General features: G+C 54.8%; 9 protein-coding genes. 8 read left to right on the top strand and 1 reads right to left on the bottom strand.

The window, feature by feature from the left end; genetic code table 11:
* Window positions 1–177: 177 nt before the first annotated feature.
* Window positions 178–531 carry a hypothetical protein gene (locus Q4G72_RS10820; RefSeq protein WP_303311443.1) on the top strand — a complete coding sequence of 118 codons (354 nt, stop codon included), beginning with the start codon at window positions 178–180 and terminating at the stop codon, window positions 529–531.
* A 24-nt stretch (window positions 532–555) separates the two neighbouring features.
* Here the strand turns inward: Q4G72_RS10820 and Q4G72_RS10815 are convergent, their stop codons facing one another.
* Window positions 556–1302, bottom strand: coding sequence for a hypothetical protein (locus tag Q4G72_RS10815; protein ID WP_303311441.1), 747 nt, complete (start codon window positions 1300–1302; stop codon window positions 556–558).
* 152 nt (window positions 1303–1454) lie between these two features.
* Between Q4G72_RS10815 and Q4G72_RS10810 the strand changes: the two genes are divergently transcribed.
* From Q4G72_RS10810 to Q4G72_RS10780, 7 genes are all read left to right on the top strand, one after another.
* On the top strand, window positions 1455–4928 hold the full coding sequence (locus Q4G72_RS10810; protein WP_303311777.1) for a methylmalonyl-CoA mutase family protein: 3474 nt from the start codon (window positions 1455–1457) through the stop codon (window positions 4926–4928).
* 447 nt (window positions 4929–5375) lie between these two features.
* Entirely contained in the window at window positions 5376–6119 is a 744-nt protein-coding gene (locus Q4G72_RS10805; RefSeq protein WP_303311440.1) for a DUF4386 domain-containing protein, read from the top strand.
* A gap of 208 nt (window positions 6120–6327) precedes the next feature.
* The gene (locus Q4G72_RS10800) at window positions 6328–8154 is read left to right on the top strand and encodes a peptidoglycan D,D-transpeptidase FtsI family protein (RefSeq protein WP_303311439.1); all 1827 of its coding nucleotides are present in this window, start codon (window positions 6328–6330) and stop codon (window positions 8152–8154) included.
* 319 nt (window positions 8155–8473) lie between these two features.
* Entirely contained in the window at window positions 8474–9424 is a 951-nt protein-coding gene (locus Q4G72_RS10795; RefSeq protein WP_303311438.1) for a hypothetical protein, read from the top strand.
* A gap of 156 nt (window positions 9425–9580) precedes the next feature.
* Window positions 9581–10456, top strand: a complete 876-nt coding sequence (locus Q4G72_RS10790; RefSeq protein ID WP_303311437.1) for an aldo/keto reductase — start codon at window positions 9581–9583, stop codon at window positions 10454–10456.
* A gap of 138 nt (window positions 10457–10594) precedes the next feature.
* Window positions 10595–11041 carry a DUF1572 family protein gene (locus Q4G72_RS10785; protein WP_303311436.1) on the top strand — a complete coding sequence of 149 codons (447 nt, stop codon included), beginning with the start codon at window positions 10595–10597 and terminating at the stop codon, window positions 11039–11041.
* Window positions 11042–11199: 158 nt separating this feature from the next.
* Window positions 11200–12309, top strand: a complete 1110-nt coding sequence (locus Q4G72_RS10780; RefSeq protein ID WP_303311435.1) for an OmpA family protein — start codon at window positions 11200–11202, stop codon at window positions 12307–12309.
* Window positions 12310–12431 lie beyond the last annotated feature (122 nt).

The following is a 12431-nucleotide window of genomic DNA, read 5'->3' as shown; positions in this document are numbered from 1 at the left end:
GCGGTTTTTTCCAGTGGCAAAGGTAGGCAAAAGGGGCTGAAAATGCTAAAACCGGCGGGTTTGCCAGTGGTAACATTGCTGAAATTCACTATCCCTGCTCCTTTTTAACTTCTGCTGTTTTCCGGCGTATCACCTATACCTAACCCATATTCTTCTTACCATTTAGTCTCCTCTACTATGAGTATGCAGTTAAATAACGAAGCCGTAAAGTTTGCCAAGCAGCTAATTCAGGATGGCAAACTCAAGAACGACCAAGGTCACTGGGGCCAGCACAACCCCGACAGTAGTGCCGAAAACAAGTTTCTGGAGAAGCACGAAATAGCCGAGTATGGCCAGTGGCACCTGGGCATAGATAAAAGCAAAGGTGAAGACACAAAAGGCCGCTACCACTTCCCCTACGGCGACTTCAAAACCGTACACCGCGACGGCCTGATTGCTGCCAAAGAGCGCGCCGCCCAGCAAGGATATTCGGATATAGAAAAGGCTGCCGATGATTTGTTGCAGGCGCTGGAAAAGAATGCGGCGAAGTAGCCTTTGCGCATAAGTGCTTAGTTACTATGCTGCTTGTCGGCTTACACTTGCAGGCAGCATAGTAATAGCCCTTACGCTTAAGACTACATACAAAATCAGGACGTTTTCCAATACACCATAAGGGGTTCCGTAGCGGAGGCTGATACTTATGTTATAGAGCAAAAACAGAATAAGAACGGCATAAACTACTTCCAGAAATTTACTACCCAAACCATAGTTTGGGCGGCGTTTAAATAGGTTTGTTGATGGACCGGCTCTTCTGGCAATCAGCCAAAGCATAGCATTCAGGAATGCATAAATGAAAATGGAGCCTACCATTTCCTGGAACATGGCAAGTCCAAAGGCGTCTGCTTTCGGGTCATAAATCCGCCTTACACCCCCACTGGAATAATCCCAGTAGGCGTTCAGGCAGGATAACAGCAAAGCCAAATTTAAAACCCAGAATAGCTGCCGCTTTGCTGGGCTTTTTACGGTTAGAAAATCCCTCCATTGCCAAACCTTTTTGTAAACGGTAAAGAGCAGCAAAGCCGCTCCTAAGGCTGCCAGGCCGGTACCAATATCCTCATATACATACTTACGGGTTTCCACTTTCGCCACAGCTTGCCAGTATTGCTCGGTGGTTAGGCTATGCTCCAATAAGTACTGTTGATCAAGGTTGTCTCTGGCGTCGACACTGGTGAAAGCAGGTAACGTTAAGGAGTTTGCCCAAAACACTAAGCCCAGCAGCGTTAACACTATAAAGCATGTTCGAGGAGTGAGAATAGTACGCATCTAGTCTGATTGTTTCGCCGCGCTAGTTACTGTATCTGCACCATTTGCTGTGGCAGCTTGTAGGCATCTACTCCAAAATCGGCCCCGGCCTTACCCGCCGGGGCTTTTTTCTTACCTTCGCTCCCCATATTTCCACCCAACCCACCCGTGCTATGCATCCAGCTCCCGTAGCTCCGTATAAGCCTCAGAACCATATCCGCATTGTAACGGCTGCAGCCCTGTTTGATGGGCACGATGCTGCCATCAACATCATGCGCCGCATTATCCAGAGCAGCGGCGCCGAAGTTATTCACCTGGGCCACAACCGCTCCGTGCAGGAAATTGTAGACTGCGCCATTCAGGAAGATGCCCAGGCCATTGCCATTACCTCCTACCAGGGTGGCCACAACGAGTACTTTAAGTACATGTACGACCTGCTCCAGGAGCGCGGGGCGGGCCATGTGAAGATATTTGGCGGCGGTGGCGGCGTTATTCTGCCCACCGAAATTGAGGAGTTGCAGAAGCACGGCATCACCCGCATCTACTCCCCCGACGATGGCCGCGCCATGGGCCTGCAGGGCATGATCAACGACCTGCTTCAGCAGTCGGACTTTCCCACCGGCCAGAACCTGAACGGCGAAATCGACCACGTAAAAGAGAAAGACGCCCGCAGCATTGGCCGTCTGATTTCGGCTGCCGAGAACTTCCCCCAGGAGTTTGACCGGGTGAAAGGCCAGCTGATTTCTGATTTCCAACGGGCTGAAGGCGGTGCCGACCAGCGTGTAAACCCTTCTGCTTCCGAAGCCAAGAAAGCCCCTATTCTGGGCATCACGGGTACTGGCGGTGCGGGTAAATCTTCTCTGGTAGATGAGTTGGTGCGCCGCTTCCTGCTCGACTTCCCGGACAAGACCATTGCCATTATCTCCGTAGACCCCAGCAAGCGCAAAACCGGCGGGGCCCTGCTCGGCGACCGGATCCGGATGAATGCCATCAACTCGCCGCGGGTGTACATGCGCAGCCTGGCTACGCGCCAGAGCAACCTGGCTCTGAGCAAGTACGTGCAGGACGCCGTGGACGTAGTTCGCGCCGCCGACTTCGACCTCATCATCCTCGAAACCTCCGGCATTGGCCAGTCCGACACCGAAATCATTGAGCACTCCGATGCCAGCCTGTATGTGATGACGCCCGAGTACGGTGCGGCCACCCAGCTGGAGAAAATCGACATGCTCGATTTCGCCGACGTAATTGCCCTGAACAAGTTTGACAAGCGTGGCGCCCTGGATGCCCTACGCGACGTGCGCAAGCAGTACCAGCGCAACCATCAGCTCTGGGACAAGCCGCTGGACGAGATGCCCGTGTTCGGCACCATTGCCTCGCAGTTCAACGACCCTGGTATGAACCGCCTCTACCGCGCCATTCTGGCTACCGTAGAAGCCAAGACGGGCGTGCCGTTTGCCTCCCACCTCGAAACCAGCAAGGAGGACTCGGAGAAGATCTATATCATTCCGCCTCACCGCACCCGTTACCTTTCAGAAATAGCCGAAACCAACCGCCAATACGATGTTTGGGTACAAAAACAAGCCGAAGTGGCCCAACAGCTTTACGGAATCCGTCAAGCCGTTGAAGCCGTTAAAACTCTCCAGCCCGGAGGAGCTAACGCCAGCGGCGGGAGCAGCAGCCACGGAACCGAGCCTGGAACACTCATGGCCGGCCTGGAGGAAACATTCTCGGAAATCAAGCTTCGGCTGGACGGGCAAAACTGGAAACTTCTGGAGACCTGGCCGCAAAAGGTAAAATCCTACCGCGACCCGGAGTTCATCTTTAAGGTGCGCGACAAGGAAATCCGAATCCAGACGCACACCGAAAGCCTTTCCCACCTCCAGATTCCGAAAGTAAGCCTGCCGCGCTACACCGCCTGGGGTGATTTGCTGAAGTGGCAGCTGCAGGAAAACGTACCCGGCGAGTTTCCCTATACGGCCGGTGTGTTCCCCTTCAAGCGAGAAGGCGAAGACCCTACCCGCATGTTTGCCGGCGAAGGCGGACCCGAGCGCACCAACCGCCGCTTCCACTACGTGTCAGCCGGCCTGCCCGCCAAGCGCCTGAGCACGGCCTTTGACTCGGTGACGCTGTACGGCGAGGACCCTGACCATCGGCCCGACATCTACGGCAAAATTGGCAATGCCGGCGTGAGCGTGTGCTGCCTCGATGATGCCAAGAAGCTGTATTCCGGCTTCAACCTGGCCAACCCGATGACGTCGGTATCCATGACCATCAACGGTCCGGCCGCCACCATTGCTGCGTTCTACATGAATGCTGCCATCGACCAGCAGTGCGAGCTATATATAAAGGAGCACGGACTGGAAGACGAGGTTAGCCAGAAGATTGATCAGATCTACGCCGCGAAAGGCGTGGCGCGCCCCTTCTACCAAGGCGAGCTGCCAGCAGGAAACGACGGCCTCGGCCTGATGCTGCTCGGCGTAACCGGCGACCAGGTACTGCCCGCCGAGGTGTACCACACCATCAAAACCCGCACGCTGGCGCAGGTGCGCGGCACCGTGCAGGCCGATATTCTGAAGGAAGACCAGGCCCAGAACACCTGTATCTTCTCCACGGAGTTTGCCCTGCGCCTGATGGGCGACGTGCAGGAATACTTCATTAAGGAGAAGGTTCGCAACTTCTACTCGGTGTCCATTTCCGGCTACCACATTGCCGAGGCGGGTGCCAACCCCATTACCCAGCTGGCCCTTACGCTCAGCAACGGTTTCACGTTTGTGGAGTACTACGTGAGCCGCGGCATGAGCGTGAATGACTTTGCGCCCAACCTGTCGTTCTTCTTCTCCAACGGTATTGACCCCGAGTACGCGGTTATTGGCCGCGTGGCGCGCCGCATCTGGGCCAAGGCCATGAAGCTGAAGTACAACGCCGACGCCCGCTCGCAGATGTTGAAATACCACATTCAGACCAGCGGCCGGAGCCTGCATGCCCAGGAAATTGACTTCAACGATATCCGCACTACGCTGCAGGCCCTCTACGCCATCTACGACAACTGCAACTCCCTGCACACCAACGCCTACGATGAGGCCATTACCACGCCCACTGAGGAATCGGTGCGCCGGGCCATGGCTATTCAGCTTATCATCAACCGGGAGTTGGGTCTGGCCAAAAACGAAAACCCGCTGCAGGGTTCCTTCATCATTGAGGAGCTGACGGACCTGGTGGAAGAAGCCGTACTGCTGGAGTTTGACCGCATCACGGAGCGCGGCGGCGTGCTGGGCGCCATGGAAACCATGTACCAGCGCGGCAAAATTCAGGAAGAAAGCCTCTACTATGAGACCCTGAAGCACACTGGCGAATTCCCCATCATCGGCGTGAATACCTTCCTCTCCTCCAAAGGCTCCCCCACGGTCATCCCGGCCGAGGTAATCCGCGCCACGGAGGAAGAAAAGCAATTCCAAATCACCCAGCTTCAGACGCTGCATGCCCGCAACGAAGGCACGGCCGAGCAGCGCCTGAAGCAGCTACAGCAAGTAGCCGTGGCCAATGGCAACCTGTTTGAGGAGCTGATGGAAACGGTGAAGTTTTGCTCGCTTGGTCAGGTGACCAATGCGCTGTTTGAGGTAGGTGGGCAGTACAGAAGGAATATGTAGGCTGCGGCTAGTTTGGCTGAAATAAAAAGGGTGTTACCTCACGAGGTAACACCCTTTTTATTTCATGCCTATACTTTAACAAAATATAGGTATAGTGAATCGTAACCCAGTCTGGCGCGAGTTTAGCGCAGCATAACTCATGACCATACATAGGGTGAAAGTTGTACCTCCACTAACGCCCAAGCGGCAAGTCGAAATTGCGCCGTCTGGATACATTATATCCAGACGGCGTTTGTCGTTCTAATGGGAAGGCACATCCCCCTGTCAAGATGTAACACGAGTTAGGCTGCGCTAAACCCGCACCAGTTAATATGGCTCTGCGCTTCTGCCTTCGAGGTACGCCGACAGTTCAAAAAACAATATATAGGTTCGTGAATGTAAAATTCGCTAAACTTAAGTATGGTTAACTAGAAGGTTATCCCCAATAAAACCCCAAGCCAAGCTGCCATGAGCGCCACTTTGATAACTGTGCCCCTTGCCGAGATGTCGCCACGGCGTAAGGCCAGAATTGGCGGGGTATTTTACCTCCTGACAATCCTGACTGGAATATACGCCCAGGGGTTTGTTAGTGGCAGACTAGTAATTACAGGTGATGCGGCCGCTACCGCCCATAATATTCTGACTCATGAGTCGCTATTCCGGACTGGCTTCGCGGTTTATATTATCGAAATGGCGTGTCAAATCACGATGACCATTATCTTTTATGACTTGTTTAAACCCGTAAGTAGAAGCATGTCGTTGCTGGCGGCCACCTTTAGCCTTGTCGGTTGCACAATCAAGACGTTTGCCCGCCTCTTTTATTACGCACCCTTGCTATTACTCGGTGGTGAGCATTACCTGCAAATGTTCAACCCGCAACAGCTGCAGACGTTGGCGGCGCTCTTTCTTAAGATAAATGACTACGGGGCCGCTATGGCGCTGCTTTTTTTCGGCATTTATGCCCTGCTCAAGGGCTACCTTGTCATAAAGTCCACCTTTCTTCCTCATTGGCTGGGTGTGGTATCCGTTGTGGGAGGTATGGGGTGGCTGCTGTTCCTATGGCCGCCGCTTGGATATCAGCTGTTCCCGATTATTGGGATTTTGGGGTTGATAGGAGCCGTAGCCAACATCGTGTGGTTGCTGGTGTTTGGGGTAAATGAACAACGCTGGAAGGAACAGGCGCTGGCGTCCCAGGCTTCTATCTGGCGCTGAGCAAGGCAATTGATTTCTAATCCCATCTGACGAGGTTTTAGCACGGCCTAACTAGTGGCAAGAAGTTCCTGCGCCGCCTGGGGAAACCCAGGTGGCATTTTTGTTTTTACACCATAGCCATACCTTTTTGGCATGAGTAGGCACGAGGACGCGGCTCTACACTCGCGCTAATTAGCCCTGGCATCCGGCAATTGCCTAGCTTTACCTCATGCGTAAGGCTTGCAATAAGTGGGGTAAGAGTATTCTAGCACTGCTTATAGTGCTGGCGGCCTGCTCGTCCCCGGACCAGCAAACCGGCGCACCAACGCAGAACCAGGATGTGCGGGTGCGCTATACTGCCCGACGCGTGGTGCTCCCCGACCTGCCGCAACGGGGCCGTATCCTCGACCGGTACGATTCCGTGCTGGTGGACACCCGCCCGCAGTTTCTGCTAAAGCTACCGCGCCGCCCCCCACTCGATACCCTGGCGCTGGGCCAACTGCTGGGCTGGGACTCCGTAACCGTGCGGCGGCGCATTGCCGATGCCCTGCCTTACACCGAAGCACCGGCCGGCTATCCGGTCCAGCTCACCCTCACAGCAGCCGAAGCCGAGCGGGTGCGCCGTGATAGTGCTGCCTGGCCCAAGCTCATCCTTAGTAAGCGCCAACAGCGTGTGTATACCACAGCGGCGGGCGCCCACGTATTGGGTTATAAGAGTAACGAGGCACAGGCCTTCTTCCGCCAGGCCCAGCGCTACCGGCGCGGGCGCTTCTACCGCCTGCGCAACGGCGGCGTGGAAACCTACTATAACGGCCTGCTCAACGGGCACCGCGGTTACCTGCACCCGCTGGTAGATGCCAAGGGAAAGCAGCACGGCACTTGGGCGAAGGACACCGCCTTTCAGCAAGGCCAGGACCTGCACCTCACCATTGATGTGAAGCTGCAGGCCTACGCCGAAAAACTGCTGGGCGGCCGCAAAGGCTACCTGGTGGCCCTGGACCCGCGCACCGGGGAAATCCTGGCCTTCGTATCAGCTCCCGTGTACCCGGCCACTACCATCACCGCGCCCGACCAGGCCGGGGTGCGAGCCAAGCTGCTGGAACACGAAGATATGCCGCTGCTGAACCGGCCGGCTATGCTGGCCAATCCGCCTGGGTCGGTATTTAAACTGGTGAATGCCGCCGTGGCATTGCAGATGGGCGCCATCAGCCCCACCACCGCTTTCCGCTGCGACCAGTCGCTGGTGAGCTGCGTGCATGACCACCCCCGCACGAAAAGCCTTACAGCCGGTCTGAAGTACAGCTGCAACCCCTACTTCTACCAGGTGATGCGGGACCTGGTTAACCGCACCCCCGACAGTCTGGCGCAAGATTCGGCCCGTGCCCGCCACATCAACCTGGACCACTGGCGCCGCTATGCCCGCTCGTTTGGGCTGGATTCGGTGCTGGGCACTGATATGTCGCGCGAGGCCCCCGGTTTTCTGCCTACGCCAGCTTATTATGATAAAGCCCGCCGTACCCGCAGCTGGACGTACCGTTCCATCTACTCGCTCAGCATCGGGCAGGGCGAAATCAACCTCACCGGCCTGCAAATGGCCAATATGGCCGCCATCATTGCCAACCGGGGCTGGTATTTTACGCCCCACCTGGTACGTGGCATCGGGAAAGGTGGGCCGCTGCACCGCTTCCGGGTAAAGCACCATACCCTCATCGACAGTGTACACCTTGCCGCGCTGGTGCCCGGCATGGTAGCCGTAATGCAGCGCGGCGGCACTGCCGATGCCTCCAGCCTCGCTGATGTGGGCATTACGGTGGCCGGCAAAACCGGCACCGTAGAAAACGACGAGGGCGACGACCACGCCGCTTTCGTGGGCTTTGCCCCGGCCAACAACCCCAAAATAGCCGTGGCGGTCTACATCGAAAATGCCGGGTTTGGAGCCACGGCTGCCGCCCCTTGTGCCGTTCTGGTGATGGAGAAATACCTGCGCGGCAGCATTGCGCCCAAGCGCAAGCGGTGGGAAGCACGCATTCAGCGCCGGGCCCGGAGCGAGGAGTAAGCGGCCATGTAGAGATCCGTCCTGCTGGGTGGACCTGCAGTACCGCAAAAAGCCAAATCAGGCACTTTTGATTTCCTGAATGTCTCTTAGCTCTTCCTGCAGGCAAGCAAGAGTATTGAGTCAGGTATGCCCTTGTTCAAGTTCTCAGCACCACGCAGCCAGCGCCTCGGTGATGCTTCTATGCGCCTGAAAGGCCCTGAACTGTTGAGTATCGGCAAATGCTCCTAGAAGGGAACGGTAAGAAAGCTCGACCATTACGAATTATCTATATAGCTTGCCGATGTTTTCCTACTATTCTTTCTCTGCTTATTACCAACTTATGCGCATCAGTCGTCCGCTTGCTTTATCCGTTTTGCCATTTGCCGCTTTGTTTTTGGCAGCTGGTTATTCTTCAGTACCTACGGCCGCGCCTGCCAACTTCACGCAGGGAATCATTACCACACGGGTTTCACTGCCGGGCAACCCCTACGATAAACTACTCAGTCAGATTGATCCTGCCAAGGGAAATGTGCAGGACCAGATGCAACAGTTAGCCATGCGCATGACGCCGGCGGAGCAGCAGCAGTTTCAGGCCGAAGCGGAGAAGCTAAGTCCGGCCCTGGTGATGGGCGCCATGATGCTGCCCCGCAAAGGCACTATTTACTGCCGGGGCCAGGAAGCCCGCGTTAGCACCGATGGCCTGTCGTATCATCTCGAAAACTACTTCGATGGGGCTAAAAATAGTGGTCTGCTGCTGATGGCTGCCCATGCCAGCGCGGAGCGAGTGGCCTACACCTACAATGCTGCTACCATGAAAAAGAGCTGGCAGAGCATTGTGGTTACGGAGGAAGACTATACCCTGAAGACTTCCCCTGAAACCAGCCTGATAGCCGGGTATCCCTGCCAGAAAACTACCTATACCTTGAAACCGGGAGCCGCCGCCCCCACAACCGATGAGCCTGGCGCCATAAGCCAGAAGCCGGTAGCCCTGGATGTGTGGACCTCCGCACAGATTCCGCAGTTGCTGAATTTTGCCCACCCTGTGTACGTCAAGGAAAAAAATGGCATCACCAAGCTGGTGGTGTATTTCGACAAGGCGCGCAAGCAGATAATGGTGTATGAGTTTGCCAGTGTGCAGCTCAAGCCCGTGACACCCCAGGACCTGCAGATCAAACCCAATACTCCTATTCTGGACTATGCTAAAGACGAAATGCAAATCGGGATGAAGTCGTTGGCCATTATGCTTGGTGGAGCCGGACCTCAGCAATCAGGCACCTCGAACGACGAATAGCCCCTGCCTATATAAGGTTAGCAGCTTTTACAACGGTCCGTTTCTTCTGAGGAGCGGGCCGTTTTATATCTCTGGCACCCGGGGCTGCGTTACCCAACACCTGCTGCCTTTCTGATTTATTTGTTCTGTCAATCACCAGCATCATACCTTCCGCTCATGACCAAGATCATCACCATTGCCCAAAATTCCGCCCAGCCGCTCACCGTTTCCCGATTAGGCTACGGCACCATGCGCCTGACCGGCCCGGAAATATGGGGTGAGCCAGCCAACCGTACGGAGGCACTCCAGATTCTCAGAACCGCCGTAGAGTCGGGCGTGAACTTCCTGGATACCGCCGACTACTATGGCGAAGACGTGACGAACCGTCTGATTCGGGAAGCCCTTCATCCTTATCCTGCTGACCTGGTCATTTGCACGAAGGTAGGCGCCACCCGCCGGCCTGATAAAAGCTGGGTGCCCTTTAATCGGCCCGAGAACCTGCGCACCAGTATCGATAATAACCTGCGCACCTTGCAGCAGGAGCAAATACAGCTGGTACACCTGCGGGTATTAGGCCACGGCCAGGTGTCGTTGGAGGAGCAATTGGGCGCCATGTTTGAGATGCAGCGTGAGGGCAAAATTCTGCATGTGGGCTTAAGCAACGTAACACGCGAGGAGTTGGAAGCTGGGTTAAAGCTGGGCGAAATTGCCACCGTGGAGAATATGTATGGCTATGGCCAGCGCACCACCATGCAGTTGCCTTACGGGGCGAATCCCGGTGGTGAGGAAGTATTAGACCTTTGTGAGGAACATGGCATGCCGCTGATTCCCTTTTTCTCGCTGCTCAACTCACTTCCCAAGACAAGTACTCGAATTACCGAAATGGCGCGTAAGCATAACGCCTCAGAAGCACAGATAAACCTGGCCTGGCTGTTACACAAGTCGCCCTGGATATTGCCTATCCCCGGCACTTCTTCCCTGGCCCATTTGCGTGAGAACCTAAAGGCAGTAGATATATGTCTGAGCCCGGACGATATGGAGTACCTGGGGTAGCTGGTGGTTCAAGTAACAGTTGCCAGGTGTATGCATTTGGGTTATCATCCCATGGTCACATAATCTCCTAGGCTGGGAGCAGTAACCCAAGTTGCTGCTAAACTCCGCACTAGTAACTTTTTTGGCAAATACAGAAGTATGCTGATTGAAACGCTAAGACAGCTTTTTAACCGGGACCTGACCAGGTTAAAGAATGAAATCGAGCTTTACCAGGATGAGCATAAGCTTTGGTATGTGGAGCAAGGCATTGCCAATTCAGGCGGCAACCTGTGCCTGCATTTAATCGGCAATTTGAATACCTATATCGGTTGTGAACTTGGTGGAATCGGCTACACCCGAAACCGAGAAGCAGAGTTCTCACAAAAGCACTTGCCTAAAGCGAACTTACTGCGCATGGTGGAAGACACGAAGCAGGTAGTAGATAAGTCTCTTAGCGCACTTACAGAAGCGAACTTGCAAAAAGTGTATCCGCAGGTGGTTTTTGATGCGCCTACTTCTACTGAATACTTTCTGGTTCATCTGACTACCCATCTGACTTATCATCTAGGCCAGATAAATTACCATCGGCGTTTGCTGGACACCTAAAACATCCATTTCCGGTTTTGTGCCTTTATGAGGCTTTTCAAAAGGCTTTCTTGTTTAGACCTCAACGGCTTAATAGAATAGCTGATTCGGCTCACCCATCACAGTGCGGAGAGCTTTATATTATTGTCATTATTTTTCAGACACTTGCTTGATTGTTTGTGAGCAGATTGTACTATAAAGTATGGCTAGGATTGCTGGCCTGCTTGCTGACCGGGCAGGCAAGTGGGCAGTCGTTGGTGGGCGTGTGGCAAGGCGCCGAAACGGATACCGGGGAGCCGGGTGCTGCCTGGCCTACCGTGCTTCGACTACAGAATAGTAAGGGTGCGGCCATGTTTGGTGTACTCTACCAGGAGGTCCTGAACAACCCCGATATGTCAGTGACATTTCAAGTGCAGGGTGCCCGTACCGGCAATAAGCTGCTGGTGGCAGAAATGCGGAAGCTGTACGAAAAAGGAGGCTCAGACTTTAACTTCTGGTGCCAGGGTTCCATCAGCTTTACCTATGACCCGGAGCAGGAAAAGCTCACCGGGCGAGCCACGTACCGCCCCATTGGGGACTGCGACAAAGGCACTTTTACTTTATACCGTATTAAGCTTAAGTCGGCTTCCACAGTGCCGGCGGGCACCCTTACTACCATCCGGGTAACTGGCCGCGATGTGCAATGGTATGCCGATGCTGAGTTAACGGAACCCATTGCAAAGGGAAACACCTTCCGTACCAGACTCAGCAAAACCACTACGTATTTTCTAACCCAGGGCTTCTATCCTACTACCCAGCAAACCCCGGTATCCATTACTATTCAGGTTACGAAACCGACCCTTACGCCTAAAATAGCACCCAAACCCATACCGCCCGTAGCAACGCTGCCATTGCCTCCTCCGCCCGATACTGCCCGGGTGAATACCACGCTGCCCGCTGGGCCCCCATTGGTTACTAGTAAACCCGTGGTTCTGCCTAAAGTGCTGTTCAAAATTGGCACCGCCGACTTGTTGCCCGATGGTTTTGCAGCGCTCAACCAGGTAGTGGCCGAGCTACGGTCCCGTCCTGCCATTAAAATCCGGGTGGCCGGTTATGCCGACCGGTTGGGTGAATCAGAGAAAAACCAGGTGCTTTCAGAACAGCGGGCCGAAGCGGTTAAGCAATTCCTGGTGAAAGCTGGCATTGCCGCTGACCGCATCAGTACCATAGGCTATGGCGACTCAAGGCCACTGTATCCGTCACCAGACGTTCGGAACCGGCGGGTGGAAGTTGAGGAAGTGCCCAATTAGATTTCCTCCCCGGAATCTAGTTCTACCCTTAGTGCGCTCCATTTAAAAACGGGCAAGGCCCAACACCGATAGCCGCCGGCCGTACATCAGCCGGATTTTGCGTCCTTTGCCCCACTTTTCCC

Origin of the sequence: Hymenobacter sp. BT730, from assembly GCF_030542105.1 — a bacterium.
In the GTDB taxonomy this organism is placed as follows: Bacteria; Bacteroidota; Bacteroidia; order Cytophagales; family Hymenobacteraceae; genus Hymenobacter.
The sequence above is the reverse complement of the archived record's forward strand: the minus strand, read 5'-3'. Positions and strand labels throughout refer to the sequence as shown.